Genomic DNA, 17,841 nt, shown 5'->3' with positions numbered 1-17,841 from the left:
GGTGATCGGACGATCGGATCCCTGCTGGCTGACGCGGCACAGCCCCTGCCCTTGTGGGGAGCGGATGTCGAGCGTGAAAGCGGGCGCATTTTGTCCCAGCATCGGGTTGGCAATCGCCGGTGGCAGGGGGATAAACGCCGGGACGTCGATGGTGCTTTGGCGATGGGATAGCTGGAAAGGTGTTCGCGATCGAGCCGTGAAACTGGCATCCCGTAAATCGATCGATAGCCGAGGATGCTGGATCGAAACATCTTCCGAAAGCCCGGGGACCGAACTGAGCGGCAAATCGATTCGTCGTAGCAGGAAAGTGTTTGGATCAATCCAAAGAACGTACTCGGTCGCAGGACCGCTGATCCGCAGGGTTGAGTAGACGCGGCCATCTAGTTTTACCGGACGATCCAAGCTTAAACGGACGTTTCCTTCAAGCAGGCCCAGCAACGGGTTTTCCCCGAATAGCAGTTCTAGTTGAGGCGGTGGGCCGCCGAGACCCGCGGTCGCAAATTGCACCAACAGCGGGTCGGCGTACAGGTCGTCCAGTGTGAATGGACCGGGCGGTAGGTTGCTGCGGAGACGTTGGTTCTGCCAGTTTTCGGTGCCGATATCGTGAATCTGTGCGGTTAACTGCCCTCCACTGCATGCCATTTCCAGCCCGTAAGCTCGAACGGCAAGCCGATCGGGGCTTTCATAGCGGACGGCTAACGGGGCTGAATCGACTTGATCGACCCCATTTTGCTTATAGCGAAGCTCGACCCGTCCGTCGTCGGAATAGGTTTTCGCTTGCCGGTACTGCTGGAACATTTTTGATAGCAGTTCCTGGGCTTCGGGCGAATCCGCTTGATCGGAAACTTGCTTCAGAGGGGTGTCGGAATGATTCGAAGAGTAAATCGTCTGAGAGAGGTTCGGATTATGCGAATTTTGAGGAGCCGCATTGTTGGCCGTCAGATCGGGGCCGTCCGAACCGCAACCTGAGCAAATGGCAAACCCAATCGCGGCAAAAGAGGCTCGAAAGAGCTCCCGCCGGTTCGCTGAGAACAAGCAATCGGAAGGTTTTTTGAAGAATGCCATCGTGAGGACCATCGCCCGGGAGCCAAAAATTCGTAAAACTGTCTTTACCACGTATCGACCGCCCATTGGTAGAGGATTGATGACAAACTCTAAACCGACTGTTTCCCTTCGTTCAACGCTCCCCGTTCCTGCCTCGACCGACAAGGTTTTCCAGTGGAATGAGGCAATGGACGTAGGGGACGCCATTAAGGATCCCCGTCTGGCGGTTCGTGAGGCAGTTGAATCCCCGGTGGATTTTCCTGCAATTACCAAAATCTTGGTGCCGGAAGACTCTGTCACCTTGGCCGTAGACCCCAATATTCCCTCCCTTGTGGAAGTGGTGGGTGGGATCGTTGATTCGCTGCCGCTGGCCGATTTAGGTTACGTCCGCATCCTGCTTAGTGAGGAGGCGACCGAGGAGACGATTGAGAGCCTTCGCGTGTCGTTGCCGGAAGCTGTTGCCGTCGTCCGTCACCAGGGGGACCAGCAGGAAGATCTGGCCTATCTGGCTGCCAATGAAGCGGGCGATCCGCTTTATTTAAACAAGGATCTGACCCATGCCGATTTTGTGTTGCCCGTGGTCTTAAAACGGTCCGCGACCTATTTGGATTCGCCGTGGCAGGCCGGGGGTGTTTCTCCAGCACTCTCCGACACCACCAGCCGCAAACGTTTCCGCTATGAACGGATGATGAGGCCCGGTACCGCCGACAAAGAAGCTTTTCAAGTGAGTGCGTTGCTTGGATTTCAGTTGCTTGTTGTGGCAGAGGTCGATTCGGGAGGGAATTTGATTCGGGTTCGATCCGGGACGGTGCCTGGGCTGGAAAAAGAATTTGGAACCGAAGCAGCGGGGCAAGAGATCGGTGAAGACTTGCTGCATGATTTGGTCCTGGCCTACGTGGACGGCGACGCCCAGCAGCAGAGCTGGGAGAATCTGGCTCGAAGTTTGGACGTCGCTCGCGGAGAGGTTCGCCCGGGAGGGACGATCGTGCTGGTAACGGCTCTTGAAGAGAAACCAACGGGAGCCCTTCGTCGTTTGCAGGAGATGCGTACAGGTGACGAAGATGACCTGCGAAAGTTCTTGCTGAAAGTGACCGACCGTCAAGCGTCAACGGCCGCGTTGTTATTGGACGCACAGCGTGAAGGTCGCCTGCTGCTGTATTCCAAATTGCCCGGCGAGCGGATTGAACCACTGGGACTGGGCGCGATCGAAGATGCGACCGCCCTGCAACGCGTTGTCGATTCCCATGAATCCTGCCTAATCATCCGAAATGCTCAGTTTGCCAACGGACGCAAAACGAAACGCAAGGGATCGTAGGAGAGCGGATCGAGTTTAGTGACTGCGTTAGCTGTCGTCGCCAGACGGTGATTCCTGCTGAGTGGAATCGCACGTAGGCGAGTCTCTCCGAGACTCGTGCTTACCAAGTTCTCCGCCTCGGGGGATGTGCGATATATAAGTTGACGGTTTGACAGCAGCTGGCACCTGCCCAGACATCCAAGCGCCACGTCCCCTCGTCGGTTTACCCGACAGGAACGCAAGATTTGAAATTAGAGGTGGTTGTCCCCACGGTTTTCGCATCCCGTTCGGATTGCCGCTGAAAGCGGCAATCCGAACGGGAAGCGTTTTTCTAGAGCCATGCGAACTAATTTCAAATCTTGGCTTCATGCCAGGCAAGCTGGCATGGGGCCTTTTCTCCCTGCCACACTCACTACTTATTTATCGCACAACCCGAGAGGCGGAGCTACGGCAATGCCGTAGTTGTCGTCGCCAGACGGTGGTTTCTGCTGGGTGGAATCGCACGTAGGCGAGTCTCTCCGAGACTCGTGCGTACCAGGCTCTCCGCCTCGGAGAGGCGGAGCTACGGCATTGCCGTAGCTACCATCGCCAGACGGTGATTCCTGCTGGGTGGAATCGCACGTAGGCGAGTCTTTCCGAGACTCGTGCTCGTCAAGTTCTCCGCCTCGGAGAGGCGTAGCTACGGCAATGCTGTAGCTACTGTCGCCAGACGGTGGTTCCTGCTGGGGGGAATCGCACGTAGGCGAGTCTCTCCGAGACTCGTGCGTACCAAGTTCTCCGCCTCGGAGAGGCGGAGCTACGGCAATGCGTTAGCTCCTGTCGCCAGACGGTGGTTCCTGCTGAGTGGAATCGCACGTAGGCGAGTCTCTCCGAGACTCGTGCGTACCAGGCTCTCCGCCTCGGAGAGGCGGAGCTACGGCATTAACTTTACGTCCCTCAGGGGGCTTGTCGTGCTAAGGGGGCCTCAGGGCGGTCGATTCGGGGTATTTGCGGTCTATTCTTGCCCCGAAATTCGACGAATTTTTGAGCCCGCCGACCGGATCGATTAGAATCGGTAACGGACGCCCATGAAGACCATCGGTCTGTCGGTTGCCCTGGAAAGAGTCCAGGCTGCTAAATTGGGGGGCTGAGGTCTCTTCTTGAGGGCGTTGACGCGCCGGCTAGCGGATGTTTGGGACGGCTCGCCCCCCTTACCATTGCTGGTCTATTTGCTGCTGGTTTCGCAAGTGGCATTCGTCACGAGACGGCCTATTTGCGGCAACGATTGAATCACTCCACCAACACTAACCACGATTTCCTTGCAATGTTAAAGAAACACCTGGCTGTACTATTAGCGATTGGCTTGATGCCACTCGTCTGGGGAATTCCGCCGGCAGCGGCGGACGAACCTTTCGAGTTTAAAGCGAACGACGTGGTTGCCATTTACGGCAACGGCCTTGCCGATCGCATGCAACACGACCCGTGGGTCGAAACGGTGTTGCAAGCCGAATTGCAGGGGAAGAACGTTCGATTTCGGAATATGAGTTTTTCCGGAGACATGGTGAACAAACGCCCGCGAAATAAAGGGTTCACCAACGATGGGGAATACCTTCAGCATGTGGCGCCAGACGTTGTCTTTGCGTTTTATGGATACAACGAATCATTCGCCGGTCCCGAAAAAGCGGATGCCTATCGAGCCGAATTGGTTCAGTTGGTCAGACGTTACACGGACCTGCGTAAGGAAAAGGGAGAGGACCTTCGATTCGTTTTGTTCAGCCCCATCGCCTACGAGAATACCGGTGATCGGCATCTTCCCGATGGCAACCAACTGAATATCAATCTGGCGGCGATCACCGCCGCCACGCGTGCGGCAGCGGAAGAAACAGGGGCCACGTTCGTTGACCTCTACTCCCCAACCATGCAGTTGTTTCAGTCCAGCTCCCAACGATTCACGATTAATGGAATCCACTTGAACGCGGATGGATACCAGAAACTATCTGGAATCATCGCGAAAGCCCTGCTGGGCAAAGAACCAACGGGCGGTGAAAAAACGGCAGATATCTATGCTGCAGTCAAAGACAAAAATTGGCATTGGCACAATCGCTACCACGCGACCGATGGAAACGATATCTGGGGTGGACGTTCGACGTTGACCTTTGTCGACGGCCAGAGCAACGCAGATGTGCTGAAGCATGAACTGGTGATGTTGGATGTGATGACCGCTAATCGCGATGAAGCGATCTGGGCGGCTGTCGCTGGAAAACCTTACACGATCGACGACAGCAATGTTCCTCCACCGGTGAAGGTTATCTCCAACGTTGGCGGCGGTAGTAAAAGCTCGAGTGCGGCAAAAGAAGGAAGCGTCGATTATCTAAGCCCCGAAGAATCGATGGCACTGATCAAGGTTCCCGAGGGCTACGAACTGAATCTGTTTGCATCGGAAGTGCAGTTTCCCGATCTAGCCAACCCTGTGCAGATGCAAGTCGATTCCAAAGGCCGCCTGTGGGCCGCAAGCTGGAACACCTATCCCAAGTGGGAACCCGGCAAAGAAATGAACGATACCCTCATGATTTTTGAGGATACCGATAAGGACGGCAAAGCCGACACTCGCAAAATCTTCGCGCATGTCCACAACCCATTGGGTTTTGAATTCTGGGGTGGCGGAGTCATTGTCACCTCAGGGCCTGACCTGTTGTTCCTGAAAGATACCGACGGAGACGATGTTGCGGATGTTCGCTACCCGATCCTTCAGGGACTGGGAACCGCGGACACGCATCATGCTGCGAACAATTTGATCTACGGACCCGACGGTGGGATCTATTGGCAAAGCGGAATCTTCTTGGTCCATAACCATGAAACGCCGTGGAAGCAGAACCTGACCATCGGTGCTTCGGGGATGTACCGGTTTGACCCTCGCACCTTCGCGATCACACCGCACGCAGGCAATTCGCCGAACCCTCACGGCACCAGTTTTGACCGCTGGGGATACTGTTATGCGAATGACGGTACAGGTGGCAAATCGTTCCAGGTGCGTCCCGAAGGCAAGGGATTCAAAATGCATACCTTGCTGACCAAGGAATTTCGACCCGTCGCTGCGGACGAAATCATGTCATCGGCTCACTTCCCTGAAGAGCTGCAAAATGATTTCTTGATCTGCAATACGATCGGGTTCTTGGGAATTAAACAGTACTCCTTGGACCGTGAAGGCAACGGCAAGGACCGCGAATTCGGTCATGTCTGGGGAACCCCAGGGATCGAATTGCTGAATAGCGAAGACCGAAATTTCCGCCCAACCGATGCGATCATCGGTGAAGATGGTGCGTTGTACGTCGCCGACTGGCACAACGCCATCATCGGTCATATGCAGCACAATATCCGCGACCCTAACCGCGACCATAAACATGGTCGTATCTTCCGGCTGACCGTAAAAGATCGGCCTCTTCAAGAGCCCGTGAAGATCGACGGGCAGCCAATCGAGGCGTTGCTTGAAAACCTGAAACACCCCGTCGACGGAGTTCGTCATCGCACGCGTGTCGAATTGAGTGGACGCGATTCCGACCAGGTTATCGCGGCTACACAGAAGTGGATGGAAGGCTTCGATCCCAATGATGAAACCGAAGCCCATCACCTTCTGGAAGCCCTCTGGATGCACCAACAGCATGGCGTTCAAAACGAAGAATTGTTGAACGCCCTTTTGGGATCCGATGTCAAGCATGCGGTTGTCGCAGCGAAGACCGTGCAGCATTTCTGGCACAACGTCGACGCCACCGGCGCCAGCGGGTTTGCCGCCCCAGCGGAAGTCGAATTCGTCAAATTTGATCCGCCGAAACGATTGAGCGCTGAAGACCGCAAGGCCTACAAATTGGGCGCCGAAGTCTTTCAGCGTGAATCCCATTGTGCGACCTGTCACCTGGCACACGGTAAAGGCAGCCCCAACGTCTATCCGTCGCTTGTCGCCAGCCCTTGGGTAACCGGCAGCGAGGATCGTTTGATCAAGATGACCCTGCACGGTGTGTGGGGCAAAATGGTTGTCAACGGAAAAACGTTTGATCCAAGTCGCGGGGTACCCCCGATGACCGCTTTCCGATCGTTGTTGAAAGACGAAGAATTGGCCGCCGTGCTAACGTTCGTTCGCAATACCTGGGGAAATGAAGCAGCCCCCGTTAGCGCTGCCAGCGTTAAGCGGGTACGTGACGAGACCATTGATCGCACGACCTTCTGGACACCAGAAGATTTGCTTGCCGAACATCCGATGGATGCCGCTTATGCAGCAAACAATTCAGGAGCTGTCGGCGAAGAGTTCTCCAATGAGAAACTGGAAGAAGAACTGCTTAACACGCCATTGGCTGAACTAGCCAAAGTTGCCATCGATCGCGGAAACGCCCATCGTGGCAAGAAGTTGTTCTATCAGTCCTCGGCCGCCTGTTTCGCGTGTCACGATCCACCTTCCGGTGCGGCTCGCCTTGGTCCTGATTTGTCGAAAGTTCCTACCAAGTTGTCGCCCGAACAATTGGTCGACGCCATCTTGCGTCCTTCCAACGCGATCGACAAAGAATTTGCCCAAGTCAGTGTGTTGACCGACGACGGCAAACTGCAGACAGGCGTTCGGATTTCGGAGAACGACAAAGAGATCGTCTTGCGAAACCTAGCGGAACCCAACCCGATTACGATTCCTCAAGATACGATTGAGGATGTCAGTGAGTCCAAGATCTCGCTGATGCCCGCTAATCTGGCTCGGCAGATGAAGAACCGCAAGGAATTCGATGACCTGATGAAGTACATCATCGAAACTCGAAAACGCAAATAGGCGTTTTGAGAGTTCATCGTTGACATCTCGATCGGCGTGGGAAGAAATTCCCACGCCGATTTTATGCGCCAAGCGAACCGCTGTTTAGGTCACCGCTGGCGAGATTCTTGGCTGGAGGGAAAGGATCCATGGTGGTCCTTTTTCTCCTGCGTGGAGGTGCCTGGTGATCGAATTCGGACCCCGGTTGCACGTCGGGAACCGGCTGTCATACGCACCCCTCCAAGTTATCGATGCCGCCCAGGAGGAAAAGCCGTGCCCAAAGCGTTGCTCTCCCGTTAGGGAGTGCTGCTCGTCCAGCAAAAGCTGTCGGAGCTGTGGAGCCATTACTTCAACGCGAGAAGTGCTGCGATAACGTCATCCGGTTCCGCGCGATGACGATAATCGACGTTGACATATTGCCATGTCACGATGCCATCCGCTGAAATGACAAAAGTCGCCGGGATCGGTAGCACGGTAGCATTGCCATCATTGATCTTGGCTAGGTCCAGACCACGGTCGTTGCGCATGTGGTCGAGAATTGGTTCGGGGACTTTCCAAGCGACTCCGTACTGTGCAGCAATCAGCGCGTCTTTGTCTGAAAGTACCGTGAACTTTAGTTCCGCCCTTTCGGTTAACGATAGGGATTCGTCGGGAATCTCAGGACTCACCGCAACCAGCTGTCCGCCAAGTTTTTCGATGTCAGCCAAGCGAGCTTGCATCGCACGGAGCTGCAGGTTGCAGTAAGGACACCAACTGCCTCGATAGAACATTAGCACCACTGGGCCGCCGGCGAGCAAAGCCGACAATTCGACCGATTCACCTATGGCATTTGGTAGATCAAAATTTGGAGCGGGTTGCCCCACTGCAATCGCATCCTTGCCATCTCCGAAATCGCGAGCTTTAGCCAGTAATGACTCAATTAGGTTGGCAAATGCAGGTTTCGATTGCATCAGTTTAGCGAACTGTGCATTGGTTTGATCGCGTAAAGTAGTCATGAGAAACCTCGATTGTGGATGCCGTAATGAAAAATAAAGCGGCAGCATAGAGTATATGGTGGATCAGCCACCCCAGTCCTTCCGGGTTAGCTGCCAGATGTCCGTTTGCTGCTGCTTTGAAGCTGTCTTCAAGTTAGCTTCGAATTAGGTGATCGAGGTAATTTGCAAGCGTTCGCATGCAATACGTCGTTCGTAAACGTCCTGACCGCTACGAGTCCAGGGTGCTCAAGCGACGACCGAAGTAGTTCAAGCTAATGCAGAGACCGCGACGCGGCCACAAATCTCGGCGAGGTAAATAACTTATTCGCATTATATGCTCCTGACCCCTTTTCTCCCGCGTGGCCGCTTTTCTCTCGGCTTATTTCTGCGCAGTCAACACTTGGTCAATCACTTCGCCATACTTCAAGAGTGTGAGATAATTCCGCAGTTCGAAGCCGTTGCGGGTCAGCGATTCGGCGGAGTAGTCGCCTCGGTACTGTTCGGGTGCGGACGGGTGCACACCATCGCGAGCGATCAAGGTCGGAACGTTGTAGCCCTGATAGTCTTTGAATTTGTCGAGTGCACCGTCCCAGTCTTCTGGACGGCGCTGGAGGATTTCTGCGTGGTAGTCGATGAGCGGAACTTCGAGGTCGCGCGCGATGGAACGAATGATTTTGGAAAACTCTGCCGCTTCTTCGGTGAAACCGTGACGCGGAGGGATCGTCGTGAGAATCACGATGGTCCCGTTGTCGAGGCATCGCTGCACAACAAGGCGCATTTTCTTTTCGTATTCAGTGCCGGGGACTGAGTTCAAATCGTTGGTGCCGAACATGACGATGGCGACTTCGGGATTCAGTCGCATCAGCCATTTCGATAAATTCTGATCGGCCCAGCGAATCGTCTTGCCACCCTGGTTGCCGTTCTCCGGACCTTTGCGGTCCCAGCAATCCTCGATCATGTGCGAGCTGACTAGATCGAATGCCTTGACCATTTCCGGCGGCGCGTTATTCCTCTTGTAGCGGAGACTGAACCAAAACGCGCGCGAATCGGTGATTGAATCGCCAAACTGAGCCAGCACGCCCCGCTCTCCTCGATACTTCGAGTGGACCTGTTTCGGAAGCGTCCAAATAATTGTTGAAAGTTGAAAGATGGTCTCCCGGAGAGCAGACTCTGCTCTCCACAACTTTCCAATTTTCGTCGGCAGCAACCGACGGGGAGACCATCATGAATGAAGTTAGTCTTTTAGAATCACTGGGGCAAGTTTCAGCTTCTGAAACCGGACAGATCTTTCGCAATTTCCTGAGAGGTCACGTGCGGGAAATGATCAGTGAAGTCATGGCCGCAGAAGTAACGGAGCTGTGCGGTCCCAAGCACGATCCCACGTCCAGCGATGTCTATCGTGCCGGCTCAAGCTCAGGGCGTGTGCTGTACGAGGGCGAACGCGAAGAAGTTGTCCGGCCGCGAGTGCGTCAGAAGTTCAGTAACGGCTCCAGTCATGAAGTTGAACTAAGCACCTACCGTGTCGCCAAAGATCCCCAACAGTTACAGGCACAGATCGTACAAGCGATCGTTTCGGGGGTCACTTCTCGCGGTATCGAAGAGCTAAAGCCGAATTCTCCCGGTGTCAAAAAATCCAACGTTTCGCGACTTTGGAAGGACGCTGGCAACAAGTTGATTGAGCAGATGCGAGGGAAGGACCTGAGCTCGATCACCTGGTGTGCGTTGATGCTTGACGGCATCCATTTGAGCAAAGATCAGACTGCCGTAGTGGCACTGGGGATCGACAGCGGAGGCCGTAAACACGTCTTGGACTTTGCGTTGGGCAGTAGTGAAAACCTGGAAGTTTCGCGTGAACTGATGACCCGAATCGTCAATCGCGGCTTCACATGCGACCACCGCTTGTACGTGGTTCTCGATGGCAGCGATGCTCTTCGCGGTGCGGTGGTTGAGTTCTTTTCTGACGCTGTCATCCAGCGTTGTTTGGTTCACAAAGAACGTAATATCAAAGGAAAACTTTCCAAGCGTCATTGGGGCGAACTATCGCGTCTATTCACTCGCCTTCGCCGCGTTCAGGGAATCGAAGCTGCCGAGGAAATCTTCGGCGAGCTCAAAACGTTCTTGGAACCGATAAACGCCGAGGCGTATCGGAGTCTGCACGAAGCCGGTGATGACCTGCTGGCTTTGCATCGCTTGAACGTCCCCAACACGCTTCACCGTTCACTTTTGAGCACTAACGCGATTGAGAACTCATTCTTAAACACGCGTCGCAGACTGGGGCGTGTGACGCGTTTTCGCGCCGAAACCGATCAAGCAAGTCGGTGGCTTTCGTATGCGTTGCTGGAGGCCGAGAAAGGGTTTCGCCGGATCACCGGTCACACATCACTTCCCTTGCTTGTCGCGGCCCTGGGGCGACCGGAGGTACCGCCTGCCTAACGTCTTTCCCCCATCCCAGCTTCGCCTACGGCGAAGCTGGGATGGGGGAATCTTCTTGCAAGCTCAGACACAACCACCTACGTTTTACCCGAGAGACCATCAAGAGTTTCAACAACAAATCGGACATCCCCCCTGTTTCATCGGCGCGACCCAGTCCGGTTCGCGATCAGCGCCCGCAGCGCCAACCTGCCATGCGGCAACAAGCATTAGGCATAGACCGGACGAGAGTATCAGCGTCGCGGAGGGGAAGTGATTTCTCATTGTTCTGCCTTTCTTTAGATTACCTGTTGCCACACCGAAGCCGTCCGTCGTCTTCAATCCGTGCGGATTGGACGATTTCGGACGCTACGGTGCCGGTTCGAACTCAACCCATCGTGTGCGAACATTCCTGGCGGTCGCGAGCTGCCATTGACCGTTCGCGTCGAACAGGTGCGATTTCTGATGCTCACCCTCCGAGTCCGTCCATTGGTACGTTACTTTTACCGGATCGGGGTTACCTGTGTTCTGAATCAAGTGTGCCTCAATGCGAAGATAGCGTTTGCCGCCGTCGTTGCGAAAGCGGATCTGAATGGGTCTGCCTGGTTCAGCGTTCAGCAAGCAGGAGCCGTAGCACAAACTTTGAGACCAAAAATCACCGGGTTCATCACCTCTTCGCGGTACCACCCAATCGTTCACGATCGGCTGCCAATTCTTGCCGGCGTCAAGACTGTACTCGATCGAGTATTTAACATTTGGATTCGGAGGATTGCCCGAAGCCGTGTGTGCCGCTGCGTAAACGCGAGTGACAGGCTCGTTGGGCGTGGCCGTGAGTGTCACCGTCTTTTCACCAATGGCGCCGCCTGTGACAAACCGGCTCGCCAGTTCCATTTCGGGCCCCATCGACAACACGCTGTTGCCGCTGGCTTCATAGCTGATCGTGGTTCCGTCGTCCTTCAGTCGTGGGAGAACTGCCACGTTGGCCTGGCAAACCGTGCGAATCTGCAGATTCGAATCGGCGAGCTGCTTTGCACTTGTGGAGAATCTAAGCCAGTATTGCGACCGTCCTTTTGCAAAGTCTGTCAAATCCAGGCCGTCGACGAATTTCTGCTTTGCCAGCCATGTGCGGCCAGCGTCGACCGAGATCGACACTTCGCAACTCGCCTCGCCACGGAGCACCAGACCATTTCGGCAACCCGCTTCATAAATGCCCCAGTCGTCGTCAGTGGGCGGTGTTGCACCAATCACGTACGGAGTTTGGAATGCGAAAACGACCTGTTCGTCGTTCTCCGCCACGACACCTTCGCGATAGTCCTCCGTGGCAAAGTCCGGTCGATAAATGTATTCAACATTTGCAAAGCGAACTTGCCCATTCCTGTGCGGCGTCCCGGATGTGGAGCCATGCATCTGTTCGGGCTGATTGACCCAGGTCCTCGAACGCTCGGGCCCCGGAATACCATCGGTGTTGTAATTCCTTCCCCAAAAGACAAACGTTTTTCTGTCTTCAAGACCCGGTTCAAAGTACCGACGCATCCGCTCACCACGACGTAATCGCACCATCGGAGGCGGTCCGGCGTAACCGGCCAAGTATTCCGCGACGGCGTATTTCCGATACGAGTTCCCGTCGCCCGGATGCAGTCCGCACACCAGCCAACCACGTTGCCTCTCAGGCTTAAAACGACGATCAATCCAATGGTCGACGTTCGGTTGCATTTCGCCAAGTCCCAGCAACCGGCGACCTGATTCATCAAAGATGACTGTCGACAAATCGTGATCCAATAGCGCCCAGCGTCCGTTGGGCCCGTAGTTGCCATGCTGCAGAAATACTTCAAAGGCATTGTGTCCCGCCGCGCCGACGCCGCGGCCTCGACCATGTCCCAACAAATGTTCAAACTCAGCGGTCCACTGCGAATGGGTGGTGCCGCACAACCCAAAACCGTACCCGAAAAGCCCATTCCAGTACTCGCGAAGACGTGTGTCCTTTGTAGACTTAAATCCGTCTCCCCACAGATCGCGACGCCCGGCTTCCCCGTGCCAATAATGCGTATTTCGCCAAAGCCAAGAAGCTAATGCCTTCTGCTCGTCGGATTCAACCTCCAGTCCGGTGACACGCTGATAAGTTTCTGCCTGCGTCGCGAAAAGTCGGTCGAATGTGGAGATCGCCAGTTCACCTGGATACCAGGGATGGTCCGTGCGGATTTGGGGATCGCCCGTGTCAGCGAGAAGTGCTGTCGTAGGTACCAAGAACATCAGAAGTGTTAGCGACGTGCGGATCATGCGGTGACGGCTCATCTCATTCAATGCAAGTGGTCGGGGAACGAAATTCAGCTGAGTGATTACTATATCAATGCAATCCTAAGGTGTCGGACAAGACACGATGCGTCTATCTTCGCTGGGAATGAAGCGGGAGTCGCAGGAGACCGTCGCTGTCGTCTGAACCAAAACACTATACTCCATGGACTGACCGGATATCCATGGTTGGACTGAAACGGATCAAACAGGTCAGCCCCAACACCGTTCGGCACGTGGATTGGGTGTGCGGTGGAGGCAGTCGTTTGGATTCATTATGGAATTGAATTGCACGGCATCAAGCTTGGGGACGTAGCGGTAGATCGCCATCGCACTGTGATTATCGGTGCAGCATCGAATCCCAGAGCACAAAGGCCTTTGTCGGTGCAGAGTGTCCCTAGGTGGTTGCTGATTTTAGTTTTGAGAGATGTGATTTAAGCTTGCCCGGATCCGCCCATCCAAGCAGGTAGGAGCAGGTCATCGCGAAGGTGCGTTAGGTTGGCTACTTGCTGTTGGCGAATGTCTGGAGTTGCACAAGATTCTGTCAGGGCTGAAGAGGGCTGGCTCCTGACTAGTTGTCCGCGGCGCGATTTTGCTGCGACAAGGTGCTCATCGTCTCCGTGGCGAAGATTTCGTCTACGGAACGATGGATGGTCTGGCAGATCCCATCAAGATCAAGTTTGTCGCCGATGGCACCAAATGGCTGTTCAATATGTTCTGCCACAATCTCTGCGGCAATGACCAGATAGGAAGTGAGGAACACAACCGGAATGGTCCACCAACCAAACTGATCCACTAGTCCCCACGGTGATACCAGTAAGAAGAGCCATATCGCATGGTGCAGAAGGACGCGGTAGGAGGCTGCGATCGGCGTATTCCTGATTCGCTCACAGCCGCCGCAAACTTCGAGCAGCACTTTTGCTTCACGGTCAAGCATTCGAAACTCGCCGTACTGAATGCGATGGTCACGTTTCCATACTTCGAAGATTCCATAGATCTGATTTACGATCCAGCTTGGGATGTGCTCGCCGCTAAACCGTTCGCCAGACAATCCCGGGAGCTGAGTGAATGCGGAGCAGCCTCGCAGGTGGTCCCGGAGCGAAAAAGGAAATGCGGCAACCAGTGAGTGCAGACGGTCGAATGAGGCATCGCGTTTCGCGACAACATTGTTGGCTTTGACAGCCAGATTTCGACTGCTATTGACCAGCGTTCCCCACAGAATTCGGCCTTCCCACCAGCGATCGAACGCCCGATTGACACGAAACGCCAGCAGCATGCCGATTGCCAGGGACAGGGCAGCTTCAAGGCCTGCAGGAAAGTCTGCATAGCGTGCGTATGGCCCTTGCTCCTTCCAGACGGCAAGCCCACTGTAGGCCGCAATTAGGCAGGACATCAGCAGTGCTCGACGCAGTGCAAAAGTTGGTAGTATTTGACGCAGCACAGATTTCTTAAGTTTAGAGTGACTTCACAACCCGATTTGCATGGGCCTTGGACGGGGCGAATATCGACGGTCGATCGGCAATGCGTGCATTTCCTGCAGGCGTGAGCGGCCGCCTGATGTTGGAGCACGCTGACGAAAAAAATATGCTGAAATCGACCCATCTCCTTGCCGACCGGCACATTGTCCTCGGCCCATACTATACGCCCGGACGGTCTCACGACTAGCTCGGCTGTGATTCGCTGACCCGCAATCCAGACCCGCAATTCAGTCTCGCAATCCAGCCGCGTTGCCCAGACCCGCAATCGCAGCCGCGTTGCCCAGCCACATCGGCATCTGCGATTGGGTTGAGCGTGTCCGTGCGATTCTCGCGGCTGGCAATCGCCAATCGCCAAGCGTACGGGCTCGCCAAGCACTTGGGTCCATAAAAACAGCTCGCCGCAAATGAACGCGACGAGCTGTTTTGGATTCAAGGCAGGGTGACAAGATTCGAACTTGGCTGATCGCCCCCCGTTAGTCTCTGGAACCTGGTGTGATGGAGCGTTCGATCTGTTTTCCGTCGCGAAGGATCTTGGCTTTGACGGGTTCCCCGATCTTTAACGCTTCGATCGCGTAGGTGTAGTCATAGATGTTCTCGATCTTGCGGCCGGCAAGTTCGACGATGATGTCACCTCCGCGGAGTCCCGCTTGCTCGGCAGGGCCGCGCTTGGCGACGCCGGATAGTTTCAGTCCCTTGATGTCGCCTTGGGCGTAGTCGGGGATTGTTCCTAAGTAGGCGGTCAAACGAACACGTGGAGCGTCTTCGGCCTGTTCGCCTTCGTGCATCTCAAACGGAATTGGTTGATCGTCTTGCAGCAAGCCACGAGCGATCAAAGCCGTTAGATTTGCGATCTGCGAGGCTCCCTCGTAGTTCAGTTTGTCGGCCGTGTCTCGCGGGGTGTGATAGTCCTCATGGGCTCCTGTGAAGAACGCCAGGATGGGAACTCCACGTGAGACGAACGAGGCGGCATCGGTCGGCAAACGGCTGCTCGTTTTGTCCAGTTCCATCGCCAACCCGACCGGACCGTTACGTCTTTGTACGGTCGCTTCCCATGCGGGCGAAGATCCGATTCCTTGCACGATCAATTTCTCGCGTAAGCGACCAACCATGTCTAGGTTTAGGTAGGCGGCAATCCCAGGGTAAAGCGACTGCGCGTCCGTGGGAGCTCCGTGAGCGGTCGGCGGCGCGGCAGCTTTTTTCGCATCCGCATCGGCGTCCGCGTGTGCGTCCCCATCGGTATCGGCGTGTGCATGAGCATGCGCCGCAGCATGAGGATGGACTGCTGGTTTTTGAATGTAGGGAAACAGTTCGTTGAATTCGGTGACAAATGCTTGGGACCCAAAGAGTCCCAGTTCTTCGCCCGACCAGGCTGCGATCACTAGGTCTCGTTTGGCTTTTAGTTGCCCGCTGCGGACCTGTGATGCGATGCTTTGTGCCACTTCTAACATGGCTCCAACACCGCTGGCGTTATCGTCGGCGCCGAAGTGGACTTGGTCCTGTTCGTTTTCGCTCGCCAAGCTATTGCTTCCCGCCCCGCGTCCTAGGTGATCGACGTGAGCCCCGACGATGACGATCTGTTCGGTCGGTGTTTTGGCGACCGGCAGTCGCCCAACCACATTTCGGCCGATTCCTGTTTTACGCAAGATATCGATCGTCGCTGAAACCTGAAGCTTGCTTTTCTTGTCGGAATTGGCGAGGACGAAACCCATTTGTGGTTCGCCTCCATCCAGGCTTTTCTGGACTTCTTGCAGGTTTTTGCCCGCCGATTTGAACCACTCCATCGCGACTTCATCGGTCACGCTGATCACGGCGATGCTGACACTTGCCTGGGAAGCATCGCGATCAAACCGCATCAGTCGGTTGCGGACTTTGCTGGTAGGCCCGGTTACAAAAATGATTCCGCGAGCTCCGTGGTCCCGGGCGACGGCCGCTTTCCGCCGCGGGTCGGAATACCGAGCCATCCGCTGGCGTTCATCGGCGGTGATATCTTGCGGAAGATCGCGGAGGACGACCACCCATTTTCCGGCGACATCCAAATGGACATAGCTGTCGTATTCGGTTTCAGGAGTCCCGGGGACCTGCAGGCCATAGCCGGCGAAAACCAGTTCAGCCGAATCGAAATCTCCATTGCCCGAAAAGGAAAGAGGACGCCACTGTTTATCGGAAACGAATTTTTGGTCGTTCTGGGAAAAATGATTTTTAGCCGTTCGTTCGGAACCGGCGGGGAATTCAAATTCCTGGAACCATGATCCGTCACGGCCTGCTGGCAGGAAACCAAGGCTTTCCAGGTAGGCGGCGACGTAGGCCGTAGCCCGTCGCTCACCGTCCGTTCCGGTCAGTCGGCCGTTCAGTTCGGCTCGAGTCAAATAGTCGACGTGGCGGCCGATATCCGCTGGCGAAAAGCCCGCGCTTGTTGCTCCGGCTGAAGCAAGTGCCGCCGAGCGATCGTCGTCATTGTTCTCGCCTTCTTCGATGCCCAGCAGTTTTCTAGCTTCGGCATCATTCCAGTCGGCGATAAAGATCTGTGAACGCCCTGAATCGGTTCGTGTTGACGTCCAGGAGAGCTGTTTGCCAGACGGGAGGAAGACCGGCAGAAGATCGGCTTTGGGCGTGTCAGTGACGCGGACAGGCTCCCCTGCCCCATCGGCACGGACCATGTAGAGTTCAAAGTTATCAAAACCTTGCACGTTGGTCGTAAAGATCAGGTAATCGCCCGATGGGTGATAGTAAGGCGCCCAGCTCATCGCTTGCAGGTTGGTTAAGCGGCGTTGGTCGGTCCCGTCTACCCGCATCGTGTAGATCTCGGCAGAGGCACCGTCGGGGGTAAAGCGTCGCCAGCAGATTCGTGATCCATCGGGCGAGAAAAACGGGCCGCCGTCGTAGCCCAACGTATCGGTCAGCTGACGAACGTTCGAACCGTCCGCATTCATGATGTAGATTTCCATCATGCTGGCAGGGTCCTGATCGAACAGGTGCTGTTCTCGTTCGGTCAGTTTGCGGTTGTAGGCTTGGCGGTTGGAAGCAAACGCAATCTGGCTGCCGTCGGGGCTATAGGACCCTTCGGCGTCGTAGCCTTCTTCGCTGGTTAGTTGTGTCAGTTCACCGGTGTCCGACGATTTTGCAAACAGGTCGTAGTGCGGGTCGTAATCCCACGAATACCGACGCTGTTCCCCTTTTGCGCGAAGTGCGATTTCAGCTTTTTGTTTTTCAACCGCTTGGGGATCGGTGTGAGTGCTGGAGAACAGGATGTTTCCATGGACGGGATCGATCCAGGCACAGGTCGTTTTCCCGGTGCCGGTCGATTCGCGAGTGATATCGGCCGTTTCCATATCCATTTTATAGATCTGGTAAAACGGATTTCCCTCTTCTCGCTCGCTCTGAAAAACCATCGTTTTTCCGTCGGCGCTGAAATACCCTTCACCAGCTTTGCGGCCCGCGAAGGTGATTTGCCGTGTTTGAGCCAGTAATTTCGCTTCATTGCCCGATCCTTCGCTCTTTTCAACCACTTCTGGATGAGCGGCGGTTTGGCCGTAGGTGGCAGGCGTAGCTAGCAATGCAAAGGAGGCCCCAAGCGTTAAACAAAGGGCT

At 55.2% G+C, this 17,841-nt stretch carries 8 protein-coding genes; 3 read left to right on the top strand and 5 right to left on the bottom strand.

Annotated features, from left to right (window positions below; genetic code table 11):
- Positions 1 to 1,144 precede the first annotated feature (1,144 nt).
- Together FF011L_RS17555 and FF011L_RS17550 are read left to right on the top strand one after the other, a co-directional pair.
- The gene (locus FF011L_RS17555) at positions 1,145 to 2,359 is read left to right on the top strand and encodes a nickel-dependent lactate racemase family protein (RefSeq protein WP_145352895.1); all 1,215 of its coding nucleotides are present in this window, start codon (positions 1,145 to 1,147) and stop codon (positions 2,357 to 2,359) included.
- Positions 2,360 to 3,641: 1,282 nt separating this feature from the next.
- The gene (locus FF011L_RS17550; protein ID WP_145352894.1) at positions 3,642 to 7,124 is read left to right on the top strand and encodes a PVC-type heme-binding CxxCH protein; all 3,483 of its coding nucleotides are present in this window, start codon (positions 3,642 to 3,644) and stop codon (positions 7,122 to 7,124) included.
- 323 nt (positions 7,125 to 7,447) lie between these two features.
- Here the strand turns inward: FF011L_RS17550 and FF011L_RS17545 are convergent, their stop codons facing one another.
- Positions 7,448 to 8,098 (bottom strand): peroxiredoxin-like family protein, encoded by a 651-nt coding sequence (locus FF011L_RS17545; protein WP_145352893.1) that lies wholly within the window; start codon positions 8,096 to 8,098, stop codon positions 7,448 to 7,450.
- 358 nt (positions 8,099 to 8,456) lie between these two features.
- Complete coding sequence (locus tag FF011L_RS17540) at positions 8,457 to 9,155, bottom strand: SGNH/GDSL hydrolase family protein (protein WP_218932704.1); 699 nt, start codon at positions 9,153 to 9,155, stop codon at positions 8,457 to 8,459.
- A gap of 53 nt (positions 9,156 to 9,208) precedes the next feature.
- On the opposite strand from FF011L_RS17540, the gene FF011L_RS17535 reads away from it, so the two are divergent.
- Complete coding sequence (locus tag FF011L_RS17535) at positions 9,209 to 10,510, top strand: IS256 family transposase (RefSeq protein WP_145349478.1); 1,302 nt, start codon at positions 9,209 to 9,211, stop codon at positions 10,508 to 10,510.
- Between the two features lie 345 nt (positions 10,511 to 10,855).
- Here the strand turns inward: FF011L_RS17535 and FF011L_RS17530 are convergent, their stop codons facing one another.
- The 3 genes from FF011L_RS17530 to FF011L_RS17520 form a co-directional block, all read right to left on the bottom strand.
- Positions 10,856 to 12,778, bottom strand: coding sequence for a hypothetical protein (locus FF011L_RS17530; RefSeq protein WP_145352891.1), 1,923 nt, complete (start codon positions 12,776 to 12,778; stop codon positions 10,856 to 10,858).
- A gap of 568 nt (positions 12,779 to 13,346) precedes the next feature.
- Positions 13,347 to 14,216 carry a bestrophin family protein gene (locus FF011L_RS17525; protein ID WP_145352890.1) on the bottom strand — a complete coding sequence of 290 codons (870 nt, stop codon included), beginning with the start codon at positions 14,214 to 14,216 and terminating at the stop codon, positions 13,347 to 13,349.
- 510 nt (positions 14,217 to 14,726) lie between these two features.
- Positions 14,727 to 17,807, bottom strand: coding sequence for a M28 family peptidase (locus FF011L_RS17520; protein WP_391560879.1), 3,081 nt, complete (start codon positions 17,805 to 17,807; stop codon positions 14,727 to 14,729).
- Positions 17,808 to 17,841 lie beyond the last annotated feature (34 nt).

The organism is Roseimaritima multifibrata, from assembly GCF_007741495.1.
Taxonomy (GTDB): Bacteria; Planctomycetota; Planctomycetia; order Pirellulales; family Pirellulaceae; genus Roseimaritima; species Roseimaritima multifibrata.
Note: the sequence above shows the minus strand (reverse complement) of the source record. Positions and strands in the feature narration are given on the sequence as shown.